Source organism: Mycobacterium sp. NGS26, from assembly GCF_059813025.1.
Genome location: NZ_JCALDU010000001.1, coordinates 835,316 through 858,430, shown reverse-complemented (window position 1 = coordinate 858,430; position 23,115 = coordinate 835,316). Strand labels below are relative to the sequence as shown.

Below are 23,115 nucleotides of genomic sequence, written 5' to 3'. Positions count from 1 at the left end.
GGCCACCTCACCAAATCCATGTGCTGTCGGAGATATTGAACGCCTCGCCGCGCAGGTAAACGGCGCCGTCTCCCGATCAATGGGATTTGGCGTCGGCGGGACACGGGCGGCCGAATACCGTACCGCTCGTGACGAATCTGGCCATGCGCCGCGCGAAACTGCGCCACAAGATCGACGGCATGGCCGAAACCATGCACAGCCTTCGGGTGCTGCGCGAGGCCGGCCTGTCCGGTGGCCCCGTGGAGGGCGCGCGAGCATTTCGTGCCGCCAAGAAGTACGGTCCGTTTGCCGGCCTGGTCGAGAGCGCCGCGCGGCGGTGCGGCACGGCCGTGGCCATCACGGACGACGCGGGCGACGTGACTTTCGACGAGCTGAACCAACGGGTGAACGCGTTGTCGCGAGCCTGGTCGGAGCTCGGTATCGGCCCGGGGACGGTGGTCGCCGCGCTGTGCCGCGACCACCGCGGCATCATCACGGTGCTCGCCGCGGCCAACAAGGTGGGGGCCCAGCTGTTGCTGCTGAACACCGGGTTCGCCAAGCCGCAGCTGGCCGATGTCGCCCGCCGCGAAGGCGTTTCGGTCCTCGTGCACGATCACGAGTTCAGCGAGTTGCTCGACGCGGTGGATCCGTCCGTGCGCAGGTTTGTCTCCGATCCGGGACCGACCCCCGCGACGGACGCGATCGAGCAACTGATCCGGACGACGTCGGGCGCGCCGGTGCGGGCGCCGGCGAAGCCGGGCGGCCTGACCCTGCTCACCAGCGGAACCTCCGGCACCCCGAAGGGCGCACCGCGCGGGAAGACATCCCCGTTGTTCTCCGCGCAACTGCTGGACCGAGTGCCGCGCCGGCGCGGCCAGGTGTGCCTTCTGGGGGCGCCGGTCTTCCACGGCACCGGCCTGGGGCAGGCGGTGCTGTCGCTGGCTCTGGGCAACCGGCTGGTGCTGCGACGGCGCTTCGATCCGGAGGCGACCCTGAAAGCGATCGCCGAGTACCGGTGCGACGTTGTCGTGCTGGTTCCGACGATGCTGCAACGGATCCTCGCGCTGCCGGCCGAGGTGCTGGACGCCTACGACACCTCATCGCTGCGCATCGTCTACGTCTCCGGCTCGGCGATGGCACCGGACCTGGTGACCCGCACCCTGGAGCGGTTCGGTCCCGTGCTCTACAACCAATACGGCTCAACCGAATTGGCCGTCATCAGCGTCGCGATGCCCGACGACCTCGCGCACAACCCCGCCACGGTGGGCAAGGCCCCGATCGGGTGCCGGATCGCGCTTTATGACGACAACGGCACGCCGATCACGACGCCCGGAACGATCGGCCGGATCTTCGCCGGCAGCACGGTGAGCTTCGGCGGTTACACCGACGGCCGGAAGAAGGAAGTGATCGACGGGTTGCTCAGCAGCGGCGACGTCGGCCACCTGGACGAGACGGGCCGGCTGTATGTCGACGGCAGGGACGACGACATGATCATCAGCGGCGGCGAGAACGTCTACCCGCTCGAGGTCGAGAACCTGATCTGTGGACATCCCGACGTGGACGAGGTCGCGGTGATCGGGGTGGCCGATGCCGAGTTCGGGCAGCGCCTCAAGGCGTTCGTGGTGCTCGCCGATGGCGCCGTGCCGGATGCCGAGGCGGTCAAGAACTACGTGCGCGCCAACCTGGCCCGGTACAAGGTGCCGCGCGAGGTCGAGTTCATCGACGCCCTGCCGCGCAACGCCACCGGCAAGGTGGTGCGCAGCCGGCTCCAACAGGTGAGTTCCGATGGCTGAGCTCGACGAGACGGACGTTGCGAAACGTGAAGTCGCAGAGCGCATGTCGGCGGCGTTCGCATCGATGCGCGACGGCACCGCCGATGCGGCCGAGGTGCGCGCCAGCCTGAAGGCCAGCCGCAAACCGCGGCGGCACGTCCCCGTCGCGCGGGTGGAGGACCGCGCCATACCCGGGGTGGGCGACGCCGGCGACATTCCGGTCCGCATCTATCATCCGAACGCGCCGGACGTCTCTTGCGCCGGGGCGCCGCTCCTCGTGTACCTGCACGGCGGCGGATTCGTATTGTGCGACCTCGACTCTCACGATGCCTGCTGCCGGCGGCTGGCCAACGGCGCCGGCGCGATAGTCGTCTCGGTGGACTACCGCCTGGCTCCGGAGCACCGTTTCCCGGCGGCGGTGGAGGACGCCTGGGCCGCGACGCGGTGGGTCGCAAAGCACGGCGGTGAACTCGGCGGCGACACCGGTCGACTCGTGCTCGCCGGGGACAGCGCCGGCGGCAACCTCGCGACCGTGGTCTGCATGATCGCCCGCGATCGCGGCGACCCCTCGATCGCGTTCCAATTGCTCATCTATCCCGTGGTCGATCAGCGCCGCAAACCCAAGCCGGTGCGCGATCCGGCGTCGCGCGGGGTGCTGACCCTGGACCACCAGCGGTGGTTCACCCAGCAATATCTCGGCCCCGACGGCGATCCGCACAACCCGTACGCATCGCCGATTCTCGGAGACCTCACCGGATTGCCGCCGGCACATGTGGTCACGGGCGAATTCGACCCGCTGTGCGACGACGGCGAGGAGTTCGCCGAGCGGCTGCGCGCGGCCGGGGTTCCGGCCACGGTGCGGCGCTACCCCGGCATGTTTCACGGGTTCTTCAACCTGCCCGACGACATCCCCCTGGCCGAACAGGCCAACGCCGACGTGTGCGCGGTGTTGCGCGAGGCGTTGAACACCGACAAAGAGAGGGAATTACCGTGAAGCTGAACAACACTCGGGTGCTGGTCACCGGCGCCAGCCGCGGGCTGGGCCGCAGCATCGCCGAGGTGCTGACCGCACGCGGAGCCGAGGTCGCGCTGGTCGCGCGCAACGGGGAGGCACTCGAGCTGCTCGCCAAGGAGCTCGACGGCAAGGCCTACCCGACCGACCTCACCGATCCCGCCGCCGTCGAGGCGCTGATCGATCGGGTCGAGGCCGACGGCCCGGTCGACGGCCTGGTCAACAACGCCGGGCTGGACCACGTCGGCCTGTTCCCGGACGCCACCGCACAGCAGGTGCGGGACCTGTTGCAGGTCAACCTCGCCGCGCCGATGGAGCTCTGCCGTCAGTTGATGCCGCGGATGGTGGCGCGGGGTCGCGGGCACATCGTCAACGTGTCGTCGCAAGGGGCGCTGAGCGTCACCCCCGGCGTCACCCTGTACGGCACCTCGAAGGCCGGCTTGAGCCAGTTCACCCATGGACTGCGCCAGGAGTTGCGCGGCACGCCGGTCGGGACGACCCTGGTTCAGATCGGGGCGGTGAAGACCGACATGATCGACAACATTCGCGGTTTCGGGCCGACCCGGCGCGTCATCGAACGTTTCGAACGCTGGCACATGGCGCCACGCGAAGCGCTGGACCGCGGCGTGGTCGCCGACGCGATCGCCGACGCGGTCGAGCACGAACGCAAATACGTCACCCTGCCCCGGCAGCTGGCGGCGACGGCGGCGATGACCGAGCTGCCGCGGCGATTGAGCGAGATCCTGATCGCCGGTCTCGACGTGAAGACGGTTGACTGAGCATGACCGAAAACCGACTGGCGGATCTGTCCGGCAAGGTCGCGATCATCACCGGGGGCGCCCGCGGCCAAGGAGCGGCCGAGGCCCGGTTGTTCGCGTCGCTGGGCGCTCGGGTCGTCGTCACCGACGTCCTCGAGCGCGAGGGGAGCGAGGTCGCGGCGTCCATCGGCGCCGCGGCCCGGTTCGTCCGCCACGACGTGGCCAGCCCCGACGGCTGGGCGGACGTGGTTGCGTTGGCCTGCAACGAATTCGGGCGCCTCGACGCGCTGGTGAACAACGCCGCCATCTGCATCCCGAAACCGATCATGGATCAGCACCTCGACGATTTCGAGCGCCAGCTGCGGGTCAACCTGGTCGGCCCCTTCCTGGGGATCAAGGCCGTCGTCGAGCCGATGAAGGCGGCCGGCGGCGGTTCGATCGTCAACGTCTCGTCGCAGTCGGGGCTGCAGGGACTGGCCGGCTACGCGGCCTACGGGTCGTCCAAGTGGGGGCTGCGCGGCCTGACCAAGGTGGCCTCAATCGAGCTCGGCCCGTTCGGGATTCGGGTGAACACGGTGTATCCCGGGATGATCGACACCCCGATGATCGGGCACCTCGACGTCCGACGCGGACCGGGTGGACATCCCGGGGCGCCGCTCAACCGCGTCGGCATACCCGAGGAGGTCGCCTCCGTCGCCGCCTTCCTCGCATCCGATGCGTCCTCGTACGTCACCGGCGCTGACATCGCCGTCGATGGCGGCGCGAGTGCAGGGCGCATCCCGATTGTGCCCCCACGGAACTGAGGGGCACGTACTCAAGGAAGGTTGTTGGCATGACAGCGAACTCGGACCAGCTGGCGGGAAAGGTCGCCATCGTCACGGGCGGCTCCCGGGGGCTCGGGGCGGCCATGGCACGCCTCATCGTCGAGCGCGGCGGCAAGGTCGTCGTCGCCGATCTGCTCGACGACGAAGGCAAGCAGTTGGCCGCCGAACTCGGCGACGCCGCGAGGTACACGCACCTCGACGTCACGGATCCTGCGCAATGGGCGTCGGCGGTGGAATTCGCCCTGGCCGAATTCGGGACGCTGACCGGCCTGGTCAACAACGCCGGAATATCCGCGGGCGCAACGTTTGTCGAGCACGAGCCCGTCGATCATTTCCGGGCCGTCCTCGAGGTGAATCTGGTCGGGGTGTTCAACGGCATGCAGGCCGTCATCCCCGCCATGCGGGCGGCGGGCGGCGGCTCGATCGTCAACATCTCGTCGGCGGCCGGGCTGATGGGGCTGGCGCTGACCGGCAGCTACGGGGCCTCCAAGTGGGGGGTGCGCGGCCTGTCCAAGGTTGCGGCGGTGGAACTCGGAACCGATCGCATCCGGGTCAATTCGGTGCACCCGGGCATGGTCTACACGCCCATGACGGCGCAGGTGGGCATCCAGACCGGCGAGGGTAACTATCCCAACACACCGATGGGACGCGTCGGCGTCCCCGAGGAGATCGCCGGCGCGGTCGGCTTCCTGTTGTCCGACGAGGCCGCCTACGTCACCGGCGCCGAGCTGGCCGTCGACGGCGGCTGGACCACCGGCCCCACCGTGAAATACGTGACGGGCCAATGACAATGGGCAACATAGACCACGCGCGGTTCGACGGTCGCAAGATCCTGGTGACCGGCGCCGGATCGGGGATCGGACAGGCCAGCGCGCTGAGGCTGCTGCGGGAGGGTGCGTCGGTGGTGGCCGCCGACGTTTCCGCGGAGGGGTTGGAGAAGACGCGTGCCCAGGCCGAGGAGGCCGGGGCGGGTACGCGGCTGACCACGGTCGAGATGGACATCGGCGAGGAGCGGTCGGTGGTCGACGGCGTTCGATCCGCCGTTGCCGCCCTGGGCGGGCTCGACTCCGTCGTCAACGCGGCCGGCATCCTGCGCGCGTCGCACACCCATCAGACCAGCCTCGAGTTGTGGAATCAGGTCGTGCAGGTCAACCTCACCGGCACTTTCCTGGTGGTGCGTGAGGCGCTGCCGGCCCTCCTGACGAACTCGGGGAGCGCGATCGTGAACTTCAGTTCCACCTCGGCCGCGTTCGCGCACCCATACATGTCCGCCTACGCGGCGAGTAAGGGTGCGATCCAATCGTTCACGCACGCGCTGGCCCTCGAGTACGGCCGCCAGGGCCTGCGCGCGGTCTGTGTGGCGCCCGGCGGCATCAAGACCGGCATCACCGACGCCACAGCGGGATACGTTCCCGCCGATGCCGATTGGTCGCTGTTCGCAAAGCTTTCGCCGGTGCTTCCGACGGTCCACGAGTCCACCACCGGATCGCCGCTGGGAGACGTGTCCGCAGTGGCGGGCGTGGTCGCCATGCTGGTCTCCGAGGATGGGGCATTCGTCACCGGAACCGAGATTCGCATCGACGGAGGCGCCCACGCGTAACGGGCAACATGACCTGGATTACGGTGCGGCTCAGGTCAATCCGGCATCCCGGTCGGCGAGCGTGGCCAGCGCCGACCAGTCCAACTGCCCGCCGCCGGTTGCCACCAGCGTGAGCAACCGGTCGCGCAGCACGCTGGCCACCGGCAGCGGCACCCGCAGCCGCTCGGCGGCTGCGAGCACCAGCCGCACGTCCTTGAGGCCGAGGGTCGCCGCGAACCCGGCCGGCTCGAATTCCCTACGCGCGATCAGCCCGCCGTACGTCTGATAGGCCGGCGCGGTGAACAGCGTCGAGGTGAGGATGTCGACGTACTGCTGCCGGTCCACGCCGGACTTGGCTACCAGCGCGACGGCCTCGCTGACGGTCTCGATGGCCGACGCGAGCAGGAAGTTGCCGCTCAGCTTGACCAGGTTGGCGGCGTGCGGCTGGTCGGACACCACGAAGGTCCGTTGCCCGATCGCGTCGAACAGCGGAACCAACGGCTCGAGGACCTGCGGGGCGCCCGCGGCGATCACGAAAAGCTTTGCGGCAGAGGCGGCTTCGGGCCTACCGAACACCGGCGCCGCGGCGAATCGTTGACCGGCTTCGGCGTGCGCGGCCGCCAGCCGCTCCGACAGCGCGACGCTGATGGTGCTCGACGAGACGTGGGTGGCTCCGCGGGGCAGCGAGGCCAGCACGCCATGCGCACCGAACGCGACCTGCTCGACGGCATCGTCGTCGGACAGCATGGTGAATACCACCTCGCCGGTGCAGGCTTCGGCCACGTCGCGCGCCGCGGTCGCGCCCTGGCGGACCAGCGCGTCCGCCTTGCCGGGCGAACGGTTGTAGACGGTGATCGGGTGGCCCGCTCCGAGCAGGTTGGCGGCCATGCCGCGGCCCATGTTTCCCAGGCCGATGAATCCGATGTCCATCCCATACACTCTGCCTTCTATGAAGCGACTCGAGGGCAAGCGGATTCTGGTGACGGGCGCGGCGTCGGGGATCGGCCAGGCCGCCACGCTGCGGTTGCTGGACGAGGGTGCCGCCGTGGTGGCCGCCGATATCGCGGCCGACGGCCTGGGCCAGACCCGGGCGCGGGCCGACGAGGCCGCGACCGCCGAGCGCCTCACCACGATGCCGATGGACGTCGGCAGCGAGGACTCGGTGATCGACGGGGTGCGCCGGGCCGTCGAGACCCTCGGCGGGCTGGATTCGCTCGTCAACGCGGCCGGCATCCTGCGCGCGGCGCACACGCACGAGACCAGCCTCGAGCTGTGGAATCGGATCGTCGGCGTCAACCTGACCGGAACATTCCTGGTGGTCCGCGAGGCGCTTCCGGCGCTGCTGGCGAACTCGCGCAGCGCGATCGTGAACTTCAGCTCCACGTCGGCCTCCTTCGCGCATCCCTACATGGCGGCCTACGCGGCCAGCAAGGGCGGAATCCAGGCCTTCACCCATTCGCTGGCGCTCGAATACGCCAAGCAGGGCCTGCGCGCGGCGTGCGTGGCGCCCGGCAGCATCAAGTCCGGAATCACCGACGCGACCGGGGGCTACATTCCCCAAGACGCCGACTGGTCGCTGTTCCCCCGGCTGATGCCGATCCTGCCCACGACCGTCGAATCCAGCGGCGCCGGGATGGCCGAGCCCAGCGCGATCGCCGGCGTCATCGCCATGCTGGTGTCCGAGGACGGCGCCTGGATCACCGGCACCGAGATCCGCATCGACGGCGGCACCCACGCCTAGCTGGCCTGAACGGCCGCTTTCCAGACGCGCGAGCGCGCTCATATGTACGCCGACACACCGTGCAAGCCGGCATTTTGAGGACGCTCGGCAAATGCGGCACCCACGCCTGACCGCTAATTGACGCAGGGCACCCCGCCGCCGCCGATGGGCTTGCCCTGATCGGGCGTGGGGTAGGTGCTGGTGGTGCCGTAGCCGTAGCGACTGGTCTTCGTGGTCGTCGTCGTGGTGGTGGTCTCGTCGGTGGTGCTGGTGTCGTCGGCCGACGGCACCGAGAAACTGGTGTCCACGGTCACCTGGATGTGCCCGGGCTGCACGCTGGGATCCGGTTGCTTGGGTGCGTCGAGGCCCAGCAGCGTGGCCAGGTTGTGCGCGTCGGTTTCTGCGCCCGCGCCGTACTGGATCGCGCTGGCCGTCGGGTCGCCGGATTGGCGGTCGCGGACCTGGCCCGCGGTGTAGCCGCGCTTCTTCAGCGCGTGCGACACCTCGCTGGCGAGACCGCTCATGCTGCCGGCGTTGACGACGTCGACGACCGTGGACGGACTGGGCTTGGAGGCCGTCGTGGCGGGCGTCGTCGTCTCGGGAGCGGCGCCGATGGCCGCCGCAATCTCGGCCTTGATCGCGGCCGGGTCGATGATGTTGACGTCCTGGCCGTCGATGTTGTCGTAGCGCACCACGGGCAGCGTCCGGAACTCGACGTTTCCGCCGCCCGCGAGCTCACCCATGCGGCGGAACAGATCCTCGTCCCAACCCGTCGACAGCACGACGTCCTTGCGCGCCACCGCCATCAGGCCCTTGAGCTTGTCGAGGTTGGTGAAGGTGCCCGAATCCTGCAGCTCCCGCATGACCGACGAGATGAACGCCTGCTGGCGGTGGGTGCGGTCCAGGTCTCCGTTCTCCAGGCCGTGCCGCTGCCGGACGAAGGCCAGCGCCTGTGAGGCATCCAGCCGCTGGGGCCCGGCCGGGAAGTCGGCGCCGGAATACGAGTCGTACACGGCGTGGTTGAGGCACACGTCGACGCCGCCGAGGGTCTGCGCCAGGTCGTAGAAACCGGCCAGGTTGACCTCGGCGAAATAGTCGATCGGAACCCCGGTCAGGTTGCGCACCGCGCGCAAGGTCGCCGCCCGCCCTGCCTCGCGGCCCTTGGTCTCGAGCTCACGCTGGCTGCTCGCACCCTGATTCGCGAGCTTCTGCGCCACGTACTGCTTGGTCAGCCCGTAAGCCTCTTTGATCTTGATGTGGTTGTAGCCGGGAACACCGTTGAAGGGCACCCAGTCGTCGCGGGGGATCGAGAAGGCGACCACCTTGTTGTCGGCCCCGACGTGCACGAGTATCAGCGTGTTGGTGTTGTAGCCGCCGTCGTCGGAATCGCCCGCGTGCAGCTGCCTCAAGATCGACGACGGCAGGTCGTTGCCGTCCTGGTCCTTTCGGGAGTCCAGGCCGATCAGCAGGATGTTCATGTTGTCGCCGCTGGATCGCGGGTCGTCGGGGCTCAGGGCGTCCGAGACGGTGATGCCGCCCAGCGCCCCGTGAGCCACGTAGTAACCCGCCCCGGTCATCAGGATGGCCGCCACCGAGACAAGCGCCATGAAGCTGCGCGTCAGCCCCTTGCGAATCGGTGACGGCTGACGGACGGCTCGGTGGCGGTGATGGGCGCCGCCCGAGCGTGCCATCACAAACCTCGACCCTTTACCGGCGCACCACGCGGCACCGCTGCTGCGGTTTGCCGTGATGTCGCCAAAAGCATGAGGTCAAGTATGCGTTAGCTTGCTGTGTAGCCCCCAATCGAGAAGGCCCCGAAATGGCCACTGTGGGCAGGCTCACGCGCCGTGCCGGGTGAAATCGGCGGCCGCGATCTTCCCGCTACCAGCGCGTTTGGCTAAGATGCGGCGGGCTTGGGCGGCGATGCGTCTCGGCAAGGAGCCTGGATTGGCACCAACTCGTCACCGAGCCGATATCTCGGCCCCGCTATCGGACCTTCACCAGGTCCTCGCCGGACGTGTAGGAGAGCCGAATATCCGAGCCCGTGACGATCTCGGCGAGGTATACGCCGAGCGGTTCGACCTCGTAGTAGTAGTGAACGTAGCCCTGCGGATCCAACGCCGTGGCGCATGAGTAGCCGGGCGCACCGCATCGTTGCTTGACCGGAAACGCCAGCACGGCGATCAGCAGCGCGACGACAATCCCCACCACAACCGGGATTTTGTTGAGTCCATGCGCCACCCGCACAGGATGCACCACGGGAGTGCAAGCGCCCCGCTCAGTGGTTCCCCGCCGGGGTTCAGCAAACTCGTTGACGGTCGTCATTGACGGGTGCCAGTGAAATTTGTAGAGTACGGGGCATGCCCCTGACGACGACCCCGAGCACGCAGGATGGTGCGCAGGCCGTGGGGGTGCGGGAGGCCCAGCGGCTTCAGACGCGGGCGCGCGTGTTCGACGCCGCGGTGGCAGAGATCGGCCGGCGTGGGTTGGCCGGTGCGGACGTCGCGTCGATCGCGGCCGCGGCGGGGGTGGCGCGGGGCACGTTCTATTTCCACTTCCCGACCAAGGAACATGTGCTGGTCGAGTTGGAGCGCGCCGAGGAGCTCAAGATCGTGGCGACGCTCGACGGCGGCGCAACCGAGTCGGGTGACCTGACGTCGATGCTGGCGCTGCTGGTGCGTCAGGTGGTCGCCGCGGAGCTGCGGTTGGGCCCGGTGGTCTTCAGGGACATGCTCGGGCTGCACTTCTCCGCGACCCGGCCCGTCGAGGACGAGCTGGCCGAGCACCCGCTGGCCGACTTCGTCATCGCCGCGATCCGCGACGCGCAGACCGCGGGCAGGGTGGCCCCGGACGCCGACGCGGGTGAACTCGGGGTGATCTTCCTGACGGGTCTGTTCGCGTTGCTGGCAACCGGTGTCGTTGCCTCCCCGGACCGAAACGCTCTGCTGGATCGGTATGTGACGACGATTGTTCGCGGAATGGAGGCACGATGAACGGCTTGGGTATCGAGGGCTACCGCGACTACCTGACACGACGCGATGGCGACGCCGACCTGCTGCACCGCCGCCTCGCCAGCCGCGAGGAGTTCTTCGCCGGGTTGGAGGCCGACCCGGTCCGCTCGACCCGTCACATCGATCGGCAGGTGTTCATGCGGAACCTGCGGCGCCGCCGGCCCGAGCCGGGCGTCGACCCGCAGACGCTGTTTCTCTTGGCCACCGCGAAGCTCAACCAGGCCGAGCGGTTCGGAGTGGATCTGGGCGACACCTACGGCCGCATCGGCGGTGACGACGAGCGGCCCGAGCGGGTGTATCTCGCGCTGGAGGAGCATTACCACACCCGGCTGCTGGCATACGTGCTCGACATGTTCGGCCTGCCGTTCCAGGTGGTGGTGCCGCCGCTGGTGATGCGCCAGTTCGTCAAGATCAACGTCTTCCTTCCCGAGCGGCTCGGGTTCGCGTTCGTGGGTGCGGCGGAAATGGCCGGCTGCATAATGTTCGACGAGCTGCGCCGCGTGGGGGTCGAGTTGTTCGCCGACGAACCAGACGTGGCCGCCCGCATCGAGCGGCTCTACAGCGAGATCCTCACCGACGAGGTCGGCCACGTCGGCTATTGCGCGGCGCGTTGCACGGCTCCGGAGCGAACGATCATGCGTTGGCTCTACCCGCGTTTCGGTCGGTTGTTCGCCCGGCAGACCGCCGAGATCAGCCTGCTCACCGATCCCGCTAAGCTTCGCGCCCGGCTCGATCGGCCGTTCGACGTCGAGCGCCTCACCGCGGGTCTGTCGAACGAGACGTTCCTCGCCGCGCACCCCTGACCCGAAGCGAACCGGGCATGCCCGGGGCCGCGGGTCGACGGCGCCTTACCATCTTCTGATGGCGACCGCACCCCAGCAGTTCTCGACCCACGGGCCCGGCGGCGTCCGTATCGTCGCGGACCGCCTGGGCGACCCGCACTCGCGGGCCGTGGTTTTCCTGCACGGCGGTGGGCAGACGCGCCGCTCCTGGGCCCGGGCGGCCGCCGCCGTCGCCAGGCGCGGGTGGCAAGCCGTCACGATCGACCTGCGCGGTCACGGAGAGTCCGACTGGTCCAGCGACGGCGACTATCGCGTCGTCAGCTTCGCCGCCGACGTCCAGGAAGTGCTGGGCAACCTGCCGCCCCAACCGGTGCTGGTCGGCGCGTCCCTGGGCGGGTTCACCTCGATGCTGCTCGCCGGCGAGCTTGCCCCGGGCATCGCCAGCGCCGTGGTCCTGGTCGACATCGTGCCGAACATGGAGCAGTCCGGGGCGACGCGGATCCACAACTTCATGGCCGATCGGGTGGAGTCCGGGTTCGCCTCACTGGAAGAGGTTGCCGACGCGATCGCGGAGTACAACCCGCATCGGCCCCGGCCGACCGATCTGGATGGCCTGACCGCCAACCTGCGCCGCCGGGGCGACCGCTGGTATTGGCATTGGGATCCGCAGTTCATCAGCGGCACCGCGCCGTTTCCGCCGTTCGAGGTCACCGACGTCGACCGCATGCACGCGGCCGTCGACGCGATCCTGCGCGACGGTGTGCCGATGCTTTTGATCCGGGGGCAGACGAGCGACCTCGTCAGCCAGGACAGCGCCGACGCCTTCCTCGAGCGTTTCCCGCAGGTCGAGTTCACCGATGTGCGCGGTGCGGGACACATGGTTGCCGGGGACCGCAACGACGTTTTCGCCGGGGCCGTCCTGGATTTCCTCACCCGGCGCGTCGACCGGGCGGGCTGACGCGCTCGTACCGTCCGTCAGCGCGGCGCCGGCCGGCGTGATCGGAACATCTTCGGGCAGAACGAATCCCGCGACGATCAACGCGAGCACGCCGATCGGCAGGTTGATCAGGAAGACCGACTTCCAGCCGAACGAGTCGATCAACCAGCCGCCGAGGACGGGTCCGCAGGCAGCGCCCAGCACGACGGGAACCACGCTGACGGTCAACGCGCGGGTCAGTCTTTGCGGCCCGGCGGCGCGGGCCAGGACGGTCAGCTGCAGCGGGATCAGCATTCCGCCGCTGAACCCTTGCAGCGCCCGAAACGCCGCCAGCACAGCGATATTCGGGGCCTGCACGCAGAGCAACGATGCCCACGAAAACGCCAGCACCGAACCGAGGACCAGCGTCTTGGTGCTCATCCGGCCGGCGGCCCAGCCGCTGAGCGGGATCGCCGCCGCCACCGCCAGGATGTAGCCCGTCACGGTCCACGCGGCGGCGGCCTGCGTCGAGGCGAATCGGTCGGCGAATGTCCGCTGCGCCGCGTCGACGACGGTGGCGTTCAGGCCGACCAGCACCGGCAGCAGCGTGCACGCCACCGTGATCATCCAGAGCCTGGCAGCCGCCGTCGTGCCGCTGATTCCGGTGGGCATCCGCACCTCCGTTCGCTAAAGCCGTGGTGTCGGGTCAAGGGTCTGCCCCCGCGCTTGGGAAATCCTTGCGGGATCCTTGGAACGCGCGGCCCACTGCTCTTGCCGGGCGGGAGGCGGTACTCGCTGCTAACATGCTGCGGACGAGGAGGAGGGTGGGCGTGACCATACGGTGGTTGCGGTGGTTGGGGCTGGCCGGTGCGATGAGCATGGCCACGACGGCGTTCGCGGGTTCGGCACTGGCGGATCCGGATCTGGTGTCGCGCCCGACGCCGGGCATGCACGTCGTCGACGGAAGCGGTGGGTGCACAGCGGCTTTCGCGGCCCAGGGCAGCGACGGCAGCTACTACCTGCTCACCAGCGGGCACTGCGATCCGCACGACGGCTCGGTGTGGACGTACGGGGAGGACCGCCCGCTCGGAATGATCACCGCCAGCGAAAAGGTGGGCGACACGAAGGACGCCGCGATCATCCGCCTGGACCCGAGCGTCGGGGCGCCCGCGGGCGATGTCGGCGGCAGGTATCCGGTCCGGGATGTGTTGAGCCTCTCCCAGATTCAGGTGGGCATGCCGTTCTGCAAGATCGGTGCGATCACCGGTGAGACCTGCGGCACCGTCAAGGCCAAGAACGGCGATGTGATCGAGGCGAGCGTGTACAGCCTCAACGGCGACAGTGGCAGTCCCGGTTTCGTGAAAAACGCGGACGGCACCGTCAGCGCGGTCGGAATCTTGATGTCCTCGCCCGACGGCGACGATTACACGACGTATTTCACGCTCGTGCATCCGCTGCTGGCCAAGTGGGGCCTGCACATCCTGCCCTGAAAACGGCGTGCCGCGCGTCCGCAGATGCGATCATCTGAGGGTTCGCAGCGGCAGAACCGAAGGAGGGCGGCGTGGCTGAACGGTGGTTGCGGGGACTTACTTGGGCCGGTGTCATGGCACTTTCGGCGACGGTGTTGGCGAGTCCCGCCCGGTCGAATCCGGGCGTGACGCCCGGCATCCGGGTTGAGGACGAAAATAGTTCTTGCACGGCGGGTTTCGCAGCACAAGGCAATGACGGCAGCTACTTCCTCATGACGAGCGGGCACTGCGACGCGCACGACGGATCGGTGTGGACCTACGCGGACGACGTGCCGCTGGGAAGAATCTCGGCCAGCGAGCACGAAGGTGACAAGAGGGACGCCGCGATCATCCTCCTCGACCCGAGCGTCGGTGCGCCCGCGGGTGACGTCGGCGGCAGGTATCGGGTGCGGGACGTGTTGAGCCCGTCGCAAATCAAGGTGGGCATGCCGTTCTGCAAGGTCGGGGCCGTCACCGGTGAGACCTGCGGCGCCGTCACGGACATAGAGGGCGATGTGCTCGAAGCCAGCGTGTACAGCCTCAGCGGCGACAGCGGCAGCCCCGGCTTCGTGAAAAACGACGACGGCACCGTCAGCGCGGTCGGCCTGCTGATGTCCTCCCCGGAGGGCGACGACAACACGACCTACTTCGCGCTGGTGAATCCGCTGCTCGGCCGGTGGGGTTTGCGCGTCCTCCCCTGAACCCCGGTCGGTAGAATCCAGCGCCCATGAGCACGACGGAGCGGCGATTCGTCAAGGTCGTTCGTGACGGCGGGTTGGTCACCATCGAGTTGGTCAACTCCAAAGCGCTGAACATCGTGGGCAGCGGCGCGATCGCGGACCTGACCGAGGCGTTCCGTTCCGTCATCCAGGACAGCGGAGTGCGCGTCGTGGTGCTGCGCGGCATGGGGGAGCGAGCGTTCATCGGCGGCGCCGACATCAACGAGATGGTCACCCTGGACCGGTCCAGCGGCGAGGCGTTCATCCGCCGGCTCGCCGACCTGTGTGAAGCGATCCGCGAATGCCCGGTCCCGGTCATCGCCCGGCTCGCGGGCTGGTGCCTCGGCGGCGGCCTGGAGATCGCAATGTCCTGCGACCTGCGGATCGCGGAGTCAGGAGCTAAATTCGGCATGCCCGAAGTGGCGGTCGGAATCCCGTCGGTCATCCATTCGGCGTTGATGCCGAAGCTGATCGGGGCGTCGCATGCGGCCTGGCTGCTGCTGACGGGCGAAACGATCGACGCCGACACGGCCGGCGGCTGGGGATTGGTGCACGAGGTCACCAGCCCCGACCAACTCGACGCGCGCATCGCCGAACTCGCCACGAGGCTAACGGGATTCGGCCCGAACGCGGTGCGTCAACAAAAGCACATGCTCAACCGGTGGTTCGACATGACGGTTCACGGGGCGATCGAGGACAGCATCGAACAGTTCGGCCTGGCCTTTCTGACCGGAGAGCCGCAGGAGCACATGCAGCGGTTCCTGGCACGCAAGCGCGACAAGAAGTAGGTCGGCCCGGGCGCCTACCTGCCGGTGCGCTCGCGATGCTTGCACCCCGGCCAGCAACAGGGTCGGCGCTGGCCTTCCTCCAACTCCTCCTGGGTTCGGCGAATGCGCCGCTCTCGGGTCTTCTCCTGCTTGGCGTCCTCGACCCAGCAGATGAACTCGTTGCGCGCCAACGGCGTGATGTCCTTCCAGGCTTTCAACGCCGTGGAGTTGGAGATCAGCGCCTGGCGCAGGTCCGCAGGCAGTTTGTGAACCACCCCGCCGGGAACTTGCTGGCTGCTCACGGCGGCTAGCGTACCCGTGTGGATGTCCCCGCAGGTTCCGACCTCGTGAGGATGTAGTCCTCGTCGCGGGGCCGGCCGAGCATGGCTTGAAGCCGCCGGCGGTCGAACGGCCACAGGTCGATGTGGTTGTCGTCGGCGAAATACCACGAGTTGCACCCGGTGTTCCACACGGTCGGCCCCATCGCCGCGGCGACATCGGCGTTGAAGCGATTGGTGGCTTCCTCGGTGACCTCGACGGTGGTGATCTCGCCCTCGCTGAATCGCCGCAGCCATTCCACGATGTAGCGGGCGGTCAGTTCGGCGACGTATTGCAGCGACATCGATCCGCTCGGGGAGTTGGGGCCGAGAACGGTGAAGAGGTTGGGGAATCCGGGGATCGCGGTCATCGCCCAGGCGCGAGGACCTTTCGCCCACGCGTCGTCGATGGACAGGCCGTCGCGACCGCGCAGGCTCATCGGCCGCATGTAGTTGTGGGCCTGGAAGCCGGTGGCCAGCACGATGGCGTCGAGATCGTGGTGGGCGCCGTCGGTTGTGCGTATGCCGGTCGGAGTGACCTCGGCGATGGGCACGGTGACCAGGCTCGCGTTCGGCTTGCCGATCGCGCGGTAGTAGTTGCCGGAGATCACCTGTCGTTTGCAGAACGGTTCGTAGTCGGGAGTGAGCCTAGCCCGAAGAGTGTTGTCTCGCACCAGCATTCGCAGACACACCCGCCCATACTGCTGGGCCAGGCGTCGCCGCCACGTCGGCCGGGTGACCAGGTCGACCAGGAAGTCGGAAGCGCCGCGCTGCCCCAGTTCCACGGTCCGTTCGAGTCCCGGCAGTGCCTTCAGCAGCCGGCTGACGACGCGTGGTTGCCGCAGCGCCATCGGCACCCACATCACCCACTGTGGTGTGCGGCAGAAATGCGTGATGTGCCCAGCCTCGGGTTGCAGCGCGGAAAAGACCTGCACCCCAGTGGATCCGGTCCCAATAACCGCCAGTCGCTTGCCCGCCGTCTCGATATCGGTCCAGCGAGCGGTGTGCACCACCGGCCCGCCGAACGACTTCAGCCCCGGAATGTCGGGCATGAACGGGTGGTGCAGCACGCCGGTGGCGGCGACGAGGAAGTCGGCCTCGATCTCGTCACCGCCGGTTGTGTTAATACGCCATCGGTTGCCGGTGAACACCGCGGAGCCGACCTCACAGCGCAACCGCAGGTGTTGTTCGAGCCCGAGGCGTTTGACGAGATCGTGGTGATACCGCTGGATTTCGTCCCCGGTCGCCCAGACGTGCTTCCAGTCGGGTTTGGGCGCGAACGCGAATTGGTAAGTGTACGAGGGGACGTCGCAGCGCAGGCCGGGATAGCGGTTCCAATGCCACACCCCGCCGACGTCGGAGCCCTTCTCCAGGATGGTGAAGTTCGTGAAGCCGGCCTCCCGGAAGGCGTGCGCGACGGCGATGCCCGCCATGCCGGCACCCACAATCGCGATGCGCGGATCACGTCGTTGCCGCGTGCCGTCCACCATCCCCACGACGCCTTCCGATCAATGGATGGCCCAACCCTATGCGTGCCCACCTGGCCCGACAAGGTCGCGAAACCGGGCAAGGGGGCCCCTCGGGACTACCGGGCGGCTCGGCACGCGGCATTGGCCAGGGAAAACTGATCCGCGTTCACCGGGACTTGTGACAAGGTCTCGGCACGCTCAGACTGATTGACATGCGCGATCGCGAGACGATCGACTCTGAATTGCGGAAACTCGCCGCTGCGCGCCGACTGGTCCGCGAGCAGGGCGGTCAGCCGTCGTCTCGACGCTTCGACGAACTGCTCGACGAGCGCCTGGGCCACCGCCCGGAGGCGCCCGAAACCGAGCCCATCACGCCTTACGGACCCGTCACGCCTTACCGACCCATCACGCCTTACAGGCGGAGTGCGCTGCGTCGTTTTGGCCCCCTCGCGGCGTTGCCACTATCGCTGGTGGCCGTCGCCGCTCTGTTGGTCGCGATATTCGCGGTCCACAAATCGGACTCCGCGGCGCAGCAGGCGCAGCAGGCGCAGGAGGCGCAGCCGGCGGAAGTCGCGCCGTCGGCCGCGCCGCCCAAACCGGTTGCGCCCAAGATTGCCGCCCCGCGGATCGATGTTGTCGACATGGCGTTCGTCGCCGCATTGAGGCGCGAAGGCGTACCGGTTCCCAGCCAGGAATACGTGATGGCCCAGGGGCACGCGGTCTGCGACTTCCTGGCGCACCAACCCGACTTCGCGGAGGCCGTCAGCTTCGTGCAGCGATCGTCGATATGGGATGCCAATCAAAGCGCCGAGTTCGCCACGGGCGCAGTCGTTTCGTACTGCCCTCAGTACGAGCTCGCGGGCCCCGGCCAGGCGCAGCAGTCGCTCCAAGACGCTCTCTCCGGGGTGCAAGCCATCGAACGTGATCTGCAGGGCATCAGTGGTGATCTGCGCGACGTCCGAGATGGTCTGCCGCCCATCCCGGGTCAACCGTAAGGGCCTGGGGCGTCAGCTGACGTCGGCCAGGTGAACGCCGTACGGGACGGCTTTCAGGAGCGTGACGGTGAGGGCGACACCGCCGGGCAGCGTGTAGGTGCGCCGTTCGCCCGGACGCGCGCCCGCGATGGCGGCGCCGAGCGGGGATTGGACCGAATAGACCTCGATGTCGCCGTATTCGGCGCCACGCACGCCCAGCAGGAATGTTTCCACGTCACCCGTGTCGTTGTAGCGGATGGTCAACACCATGCCGGGTTCGGCGATCCCGTCGTCGGGCGGGTCCTCGCCGACGACGGCGTTGAGCAACAGGTCGTGAATCCGCTGGATCCGGAGCTGCCACGCCCAGTGGACGGCGGCACGGTTTTCGTCGGCAGTGTCGCCAACGGCGTTGGCGTCACACAACTCCCGCAGCGTGGCCAGTTCCCGCTGCAGCCGCTCGTAGGCTTGCGGTGACATCCACGCGGGTTCCGTGCTGGTCATGATCGTTTCCCTTTCTTCACGCGTCCGTGGCCCGGCCGGGCCGTGTGGCCTCGATAGGGCACGGCCTTCAGCAGGGTCACGAGCCGGCCCGCGTCATTGGGGATCGCGTAGATCCGCTGCTCGCCGGGGCGCGCGCCGGCGATGGATCGGCCCAGCGGCGATGCCATCGAGTAGACCTTGATGTCGGCGTCTTCGGCGCCCTGCCTGCCGAGCAGAAACGTCTCCGTTTCACCGCTGGCGTCGTAGCGGATGGTCAGCACCATGCCCGGTTCGGCGACCCGCTCACCCTCGATCTCGCGGACGTGTTCCTGCCGTGGCGTGGGTCTGCGCCGGGGCCGCAGCGCGGCGAGTTCCTTCTGTAATCGGCGGTAGTCCTGTCGTGTCATCCAGACAGGTGTGCAGCTGGTCATCGTGGTGGTCCTTTCCTGGTGATAAGGGGTGTCGTCAGGGACGGGCCGATGCATGGCAACCGTCCCCGACGACTCGCATGCCCTCGAGGCGAGCTTCTCCGCGGTTCAGACCCGCGCCGATCGGGAGGTGTGGTGGCGCGCTCTGTGCAGCGGATCGAACTCGGCCAGGGCATGGGGTTGCTTGCCGGTCGTGATCTGCTCGGCCAGCAGCCGACCCGTCACGGGGCCCTGCGTCAATCCCCACATGCCGTGCGCGCCGGCCACGTAGATGCCCTCCGCCAGCTCACCGATCACTGGCCGGCCGTCGGGTGCGACCGCGCATGCACCAACCCACAGGTTGCTGCGCGCGGCCCAAACCGCGCCGTCCAATAGGGAGCTGGCCGCGGCGGCGATGGCCTCCACTCGTTGCCGTGCGCGCGGTTCGCGCGTGTCGTCGAATTCCAGGGTGCCCGAAACCCGCAGCGCCCCTTTGTAAGGCGTGCACGCCGCCCCTACGTCCGGCAGATAGACGGGGCCCGGTATGGGGCGGTCCACGGGCACGGTGAACGAGTAGCCGCTACCGGACTGCACGGGGATGCTCAGCCAGCGGCCCGCCAGCCGCGGCAATCGGGCACCGGTGGCGATCACCACGGCGTCGGCGGTCACCGGGTTTCCCCAGCGCGGGTGGACCGTAGCGCCGTCGCCCGAACTGAAGACGTCATCGATGTCGCGTCGGAGGACGGTCCCGCCGCGGGCCATCACCGAGCGACCCAGCGCCTCCACGAATCGCCGAGGGTCGACGAAGCGCTGGCCGTTGACGTTCAGGCCGGCGGTAGCCGCCGGGGATGCCAGGGGTACTTGCTCGCGCAGCGCCGCGCCGGACAATGCGGTGACATACATTGGCTGGCCGGCGTTTTCGAGTTCGCGTAGCCTGTTCAGCATCCGCTGCGCCCCGTAGGCGCTGCCGAAGACCGCGGTGATCGGCGCGTCCGTCACCGGCGCATCGATCCCGTTGGCGATGAGCACGTCGAACGCCTCGATGCTGTCCTCGTTGAGCGCCGTGTTGGCCCGCAACGCCCGCTGCCACGACGATCGCCGGTAGGCGGGCGCCAGCTGCATGATCAGAGTCGCCAGATCCGCGCCGGGGGAGAAGAGCGGAATGGTCAACGCCGGGGCAATCCACCCGGCGTTGCCCCATGACGCACCGGCGGCGATGCCGGTGCGGTCGACCACCGTGACATCGACCCCGCGCTCCTGCAGGAACCACGCCGTCGACAATCCGACGATGCCGGCACCGATGACGATCACCGACCGGGGACCGCCGTCGATGCGCTCGACGCCACCCATCACACATACCTCCGAAACTCAACTCTGGCTTGGTAATTCCCATGATGATGTGCGCGGGCGCCGCAGTGTTTGCCCGAAACGGACAATGCTGCGGCGGTCGATTGTCCGGGCCCGACAACGCCGTTGCGCGGGCGCGCGCTCGCACGGCAAAGGCCAATCCCCACAGACGCTCATGCGGGGATTGATCGAGGATGGGGCGCAGCCTATTTCACTCTTTTCCGACGAGGCGGTCGAAGTCGCGTTGCCAGTTGGCAGCGCGGTGTCGGTCGAGGGCGATGCGGGCGCCGCCGAACAATGCCACAGCCGACAGGCTCACCGTCCACCAGATCGCCATCGCAAACGCGACCGCCTCGTCGACGGCGGTTCTTTCCGGTTTCCCGACGGCGGCGCCCTCCTGGTCGACCCAAATCTCGATCTCCTCACCGACTTTGACTCCCAGCGGCGCGACGACGTCGCCGGTGTGCTCCGTCCCGGCGGCGAACCATCGCGCGGGCACCGTCACGGTGGGGCTCTCGAGGTTCCGGCGGGGGTGACTGTCCCCGATGACCGTCGCGGTCACCGACCGGCGGGTCTGAGCCTGTTCGGCGTAGACGCGGCTGCGGGAATCATGGACCGAGGTGCCCGCGGCGGCCGCGATGGGCACCGTCACCAATGACAGCGCGACGGCCAGCACCAAAATCAGCGCCTCCAGCCGGTCGCTGGGGCGTATCAGCGGGTTGAGACCGAACAGGCGCACCAACAGCCGTCGCGGCAACGGCACGGTGAAGGTCTCCATCGCGGCGTGGTCATCCCGCGCGCGGGCACCGCGCCGTCGATCGTCGTGACGCGGGCTGATCATCGGATGTTTCCTACTCGACGGGCCGGCCCGGGTTGATGGCCGTAGCTTGACAATTCCGATGATGGCGTGGCGGGCGGCCGCGGGCTTTGCCGAAGCCGGACAATGACGCCGCGGCGCTTTGTCGGATTTCGACAGCGTTGTGGATCAGTCGGTGTCGGTCGCCGCGAGTTCGATCATCATCGCCAGCCGCTTCCTGGCGTCATCCAGTGGCAGGTTGGTGATCTCGGCCATCTTGCGCAGCCGGTAGCGCACGGTGTTTTCGTGCACGCCCAGGCGTTCACCGGCCTCCACCGGGTCGCCCTGGGCCTCCAGCCATGCCCGCAGCGTGGTCACGTAGTCGGTTCCGTTGGCGCGGTCATGCCGGCCCAGCTCGACCACCGGTCCGCGGGTGGGTGCCCGTCCCGACTGCGCCGCGGCGCGCAGCCGCTGCAGCAGGATGTCGTCCCACGACTCGTCGTAAGCCGGGGGCGCCGCCGCGGGAGATACCTGGTGCAGGGCCAGGCACTCGTCGGCCTCCTGGCGCGCCGCGGCGAGATCCGCCACGTCCGCCACGCCGCTGACCCCCGCGATCACCGTCACCTGTTCGGGCAGGGCCGCTTTCAGGCCGGCCACCCAGCGCCGCGCCGTCGCCGCGTCCTCGCTGGGCAGCAGGGTGTAGACGGTGTTGCCGGCCAGGGCGCTGCGGCCCGGCCGCGACCAGCCGAACCCGGTGGTGGCGCGCTCGAATGCCAACAGCAGCGCCGCATCGCGTTCGGCGCCGATGAACGCCTGCAGCGCGATGACCCGTAAACCGTTGTGCGCCAGACCCAGCCGGCTCGCAACGGTGGAGGCGTCGGCGGTGCCCTCCGACAACCGGATCACCAGCTCCGATTCGACCTGGCGCTCCAGGTCCGCGCTGGCTCGCGACCGCAGCAGATGCAGGGCAACCGTGTGTGCACCGTCGGCCAGGGCGCCGCGCGCCGCTTCGTCCAGCGGCGCCGAGCATGCGACCCATACCGATCCCATGAGTTCTCCGCCGGAGCGCACCGCCACCACCATGCGTCCGGTCAACTCGTGCTCGGCGTCCCCCTCGATGAACAGCGGCTCGTCGGAGACCGCCAGATGCGCGAATACGCCTCGGGCATCGAACAATTCGCGCAGCCGCTCGGGCGTCTGGCGTTCCAGGATGGTCTGCACCCGCGCCGCGTCGGCAGGTTCCTGCAGTCTCGAATACGCGAGCACCCGCAACAGCCGATCGTGAATGACGACGGCGCTGCCGATTGCGTCCGCCAGGCTGTCGGCGAGCGCGAACAGATCGGTCGGGCCGCGGCCGGATTCGGTCTCGCGACCCTCCAGCACCAACCCGTAGACAACCGCGGCGACCTCGCTCCACGACATCGTCTCGTCGACGAGCATCACCGCGCCGACCCCGGCGTCCTCGTCAAAAGTGATCGGCTCGTCATCGTCGCGCGCCAGTACGACCACCGCTCGTGCCGATCGCGCCCAGCGCACCGCTTCGCCGAGCGAGCCCGCACCGATGGCCAGCAACACGTCGCCGACCACGACGCCGTCCGCGGTGGCCTCGTGGATCACCACGCTGCGCAGTTCGGTTGATCGCGGCACCGACGACCACCGCAACCGGACGCCGTAACCACCCAGCACGTTGACCAAGCGGTCCAAAGTGATCACGAGCCGCTCCCAACGACGCGGACAAAACCGAAGGCAGATGTCCTTTGTAATCCTGCCCTGCGCCCTACGCCGCTATTTGGTCAGGTACGGCCACACATGCTGCCGCTCCCGGGCTAACCCAACGGATCTCTGGCATTCGATCCGGGTCGGGGCCTACCTAGCAATATGTAAAGTTTCGGCGCGAAATTTTGCATGTCTGCGCACGTGTGAAAATGCTTTACATTTCCCGGTCGCGGTTAGTCGTCCTCGTCCGCGCGGCGCGCAA

The 23,115-nt window shown here is 68.3% G+C and carries 24 protein-coding genes and 1 pseudogene; 14 read left to right on the top strand and 11 right to left on the bottom strand.

The window, feature by feature from the left end; genetic code table 11:
* Positions 1 to 143 precede the first annotated feature (143 nt).
* Genes AC5Y6X_RS04155 through AC5Y6X_RS04130 form a run of 6 tightly spaced genes read left to right on the top strand, consistent with a single transcriptional unit; the run spans position 144 to position 5,945 of the window.
* Positions 144 to 1,772: an acyl-CoA synthetase gene (locus AC5Y6X_RS04155; protein WP_499985234.1), complete on the top strand. Its 1,629-nt coding sequence runs from the start codon at positions 144 to 146 to the stop codon at positions 1,770 to 1,772.
* A complete protein-coding gene (lipP1, locus tag AC5Y6X_RS04150; protein ID WP_499984748.1) occupies positions 1,765 to 2,745 on the top strand; it encodes a LipP1 family hormone-sensitive lipase in 981 nt (326 codons plus the stop codon). The genes AC5Y6X_RS04155 and lipP1 overlap by 8 nt, the downstream gene beginning before the upstream one ends.
* On the top strand, positions 2,742 to 3,542 hold the full coding sequence (locus AC5Y6X_RS04145; protein WP_499984746.1) for an SDR family NAD(P)-dependent oxidoreductase: 801 nt from the start codon (positions 2,742 to 2,744) through the stop codon (positions 3,540 to 3,542). The genes lipP1 and AC5Y6X_RS04145 overlap by 4 nt, the downstream gene beginning before the upstream one ends.
* A gap of 2 nt (positions 3,543 to 3,544) precedes the next feature.
* A complete protein-coding gene (locus tag AC5Y6X_RS04140; RefSeq protein WP_499984745.1) occupies positions 3,545 to 4,324 on the top strand; it encodes a glucose 1-dehydrogenase in 780 nt (259 codons plus the stop codon).
* A 29-nt stretch (positions 4,325 to 4,353) separates the two neighbouring features.
* Entirely contained in the window at positions 4,354 to 5,133 is a 780-nt protein-coding gene (locus tag AC5Y6X_RS04135) for a glucose 1-dehydrogenase (protein WP_499984743.1), read from the top strand.
* Positions 5,134 to 5,135: 2 nt separating this feature from the next.
* Entirely contained in the window at positions 5,136 to 5,945 is an 810-nt protein-coding gene (locus AC5Y6X_RS04130; RefSeq protein ID WP_499985232.1) for an SDR family NAD(P)-dependent oxidoreductase, read from the top strand.
* Between the two features lie 30 nt (positions 5,946 to 5,975).
* Here AC5Y6X_RS04130 and AC5Y6X_RS04125 read toward each other — a convergent pair whose 3' ends face one another.
* Positions 5,976 to 6,854, bottom strand: a complete 879-nt coding sequence (locus AC5Y6X_RS04125; protein ID WP_499984741.1) for an NAD(P)-dependent oxidoreductase — start codon at positions 6,852 to 6,854, stop codon at positions 5,976 to 5,978.
* Between the two features lie 19 nt (positions 6,855 to 6,873).
* On the opposite strand from AC5Y6X_RS04125, the gene AC5Y6X_RS04120 reads away from it, so the two are divergent.
* Entirely contained in the window at positions 6,874 to 7,665 is a 792-nt protein-coding gene (locus tag AC5Y6X_RS04120; RefSeq protein ID WP_499984740.1) for an SDR family NAD(P)-dependent oxidoreductase, read from the top strand.
* 113 nt (positions 7,666 to 7,778) lie between these two features.
* Here AC5Y6X_RS04120 and AC5Y6X_RS04115 read toward each other — a convergent pair whose 3' ends face one another.
* Positions 7,779 to 9,335 carry an LCP family protein gene (locus AC5Y6X_RS04115; RefSeq protein ID WP_499984738.1) on the bottom strand — a complete coding sequence of 519 codons (1,557 nt, stop codon included), beginning with the start codon at positions 9,333 to 9,335 and terminating at the stop codon, positions 7,779 to 7,781.
* A 295-nt stretch (positions 9,336 to 9,630) separates the two neighbouring features.
* Positions 9,631 to 9,864: a hypothetical protein gene (locus AC5Y6X_RS04110; protein WP_499985228.1), complete on the bottom strand. Its 234-nt coding sequence runs from the start codon at positions 9,862 to 9,864 to the stop codon at positions 9,631 to 9,633.
* Positions 9,865 to 10,004: 140 nt separating this feature from the next.
* On the opposite strand from AC5Y6X_RS04110, the gene AC5Y6X_RS04105 reads away from it, so the two are divergent.
* Genes AC5Y6X_RS04105 through AC5Y6X_RS04095 form a run of 3 tightly spaced genes read left to right on the top strand, consistent with a single transcriptional unit; the run spans position 10,005 to position 12,395 of the window.
* Entirely contained in the window at positions 10,005 to 10,637 is a 633-nt protein-coding gene (locus tag AC5Y6X_RS04105; RefSeq protein WP_499984737.1) for a TetR/AcrR family transcriptional regulator, read from the top strand.
* Positions 10,634 to 11,458, top strand: coding sequence for a hypothetical protein (locus AC5Y6X_RS04100; protein WP_499984735.1), 825 nt, complete (start codon positions 10,634 to 10,636; stop codon positions 11,456 to 11,458). The genes AC5Y6X_RS04105 and AC5Y6X_RS04100 overlap by 4 nt, the downstream gene beginning before the upstream one ends.
* 58 nt (positions 11,459 to 11,516) lie before the next feature.
* Positions 11,517 to 12,395, top strand: coding sequence for an alpha/beta fold hydrolase (locus tag AC5Y6X_RS04095; RefSeq protein ID WP_499984733.1), 879 nt, complete (start codon positions 11,517 to 11,519; stop codon positions 12,393 to 12,395).
* Between the two features lie 81 nt (positions 12,396 to 12,476).
* Here the strand turns inward: AC5Y6X_RS04095 and AC5Y6X_RS04090 are convergent.
* Positions 12,477 to 12,980 (bottom strand): annotated as a pseudogene (locus tag AC5Y6X_RS04090) (MFS transporter); the annotation flags it as partial.
* 203 nt (positions 12,981 to 13,183) lie between these two features.
* Between AC5Y6X_RS04090 and AC5Y6X_RS04085 the strand changes: the two are divergent.
* The 3 genes from AC5Y6X_RS04085 to AC5Y6X_RS04075 all read left to right on the top strand — a co-directional run bounded on the left by AC5Y6X_RS04085 (position 13,184) and on the right by AC5Y6X_RS04075 (position 15,368).
* On the top strand, positions 13,184 to 13,843 hold the full coding sequence (locus tag AC5Y6X_RS04085; RefSeq protein ID WP_499984732.1) for a S1 family peptidase: 660 nt from the start codon (positions 13,184 to 13,186) through the stop codon (positions 13,841 to 13,843).
* 71 nt (positions 13,844 to 13,914) lie between these two features.
* Positions 13,915 to 14,562, top strand: coding sequence for a S1 family peptidase (locus tag AC5Y6X_RS04080; RefSeq protein ID WP_499984730.1), 648 nt, complete (start codon positions 13,915 to 13,917; stop codon positions 14,560 to 14,562).
* 26 nt (positions 14,563 to 14,588) lie between these two features.
* Positions 14,589 to 15,368 (top strand): enoyl-CoA hydratase, encoded by a 780-nt coding sequence (locus AC5Y6X_RS04075; RefSeq protein WP_499984729.1) that lies wholly within the window; start codon positions 14,589 to 14,591, stop codon positions 15,366 to 15,368.
* A gap of 14 nt (positions 15,369 to 15,382) precedes the next feature.
* Here the strand turns inward: AC5Y6X_RS04075 and AC5Y6X_RS04070 are convergent, their stop codons facing one another.
* Complete coding sequence (locus tag AC5Y6X_RS04070; RefSeq protein ID WP_499984728.1) at positions 15,383 to 15,649, bottom strand: YdeI/OmpD-associated family protein; 267 nt, start codon at positions 15,647 to 15,649, stop codon at positions 15,383 to 15,385.
* Between the two features lie 5 nt (positions 15,650 to 15,654).
* Entirely contained in the window at positions 15,655 to 17,154 is a 1,500-nt protein-coding gene (locus AC5Y6X_RS04065) for a flavin-containing monooxygenase (RefSeq protein ID WP_499984727.1), read from the bottom strand.
* Between the two features lie 191 nt (positions 17,155 to 17,345).
* On the opposite strand from AC5Y6X_RS04065, the gene AC5Y6X_RS04060 reads away from it, so the two are divergent.
* A complete protein-coding gene (locus tag AC5Y6X_RS04060) occupies positions 17,346 to 18,128 on the top strand; it encodes a DUF732 domain-containing protein (protein ID WP_499984725.1) in 783 nt (260 codons plus the stop codon).
* A gap of 12 nt (positions 18,129 to 18,140) precedes the next feature.
* On the opposite strand, the gene AC5Y6X_RS04055 is transcribed toward AC5Y6X_RS04060, so the two are convergent.
* The 5 genes from AC5Y6X_RS04055 to AC5Y6X_RS04035 all read right to left on the bottom strand — a co-directional run bounded on the left by AC5Y6X_RS04055 (position 18,141) and on the right by AC5Y6X_RS04035 (position 22,850).
* The gene (locus tag AC5Y6X_RS04055; protein ID WP_499984724.1) at positions 18,141 to 18,608 is read right to left on the bottom strand and encodes a GreA/GreB family elongation factor; all 468 of its coding nucleotides are present in this window, start codon (positions 18,606 to 18,608) and stop codon (positions 18,141 to 18,143) included.
* Positions 18,605 to 19,018, bottom strand: coding sequence for a GreA/GreB family elongation factor (locus AC5Y6X_RS04050; RefSeq protein WP_499984722.1), 414 nt, complete (start codon positions 19,016 to 19,018; stop codon positions 18,605 to 18,607). The genes AC5Y6X_RS04055 and AC5Y6X_RS04050 overlap by 4 nt, the downstream gene beginning before the upstream one ends.
* A gap of 105 nt (positions 19,019 to 19,123) precedes the next feature.
* Positions 19,124 to 20,344, bottom strand: a complete 1,221-nt coding sequence (locus AC5Y6X_RS04045) for an NAD(P)/FAD-dependent oxidoreductase (protein WP_499984720.1) — start codon at positions 20,342 to 20,344, stop codon at positions 19,124 to 19,126.
* A 208-nt stretch (positions 20,345 to 20,552) separates the two neighbouring features.
* Positions 20,553 to 21,182 (bottom strand): Rv1733c family protein, encoded by a 630-nt coding sequence (locus tag AC5Y6X_RS04040; protein ID WP_499984718.1) that lies wholly within the window; start codon positions 21,180 to 21,182, stop codon positions 20,553 to 20,555.
* Positions 21,183 to 21,326: 144 nt separating this feature from the next.
* Complete coding sequence (locus AC5Y6X_RS04035; protein WP_499984716.1) at positions 21,327 to 22,850, bottom strand: PucR family transcriptional regulator; 1,524 nt, start codon at positions 22,848 to 22,850, stop codon at positions 21,327 to 21,329.
* Between the last annotated feature and the right edge of the window lie 265 nt (positions 22,851 to 23,115).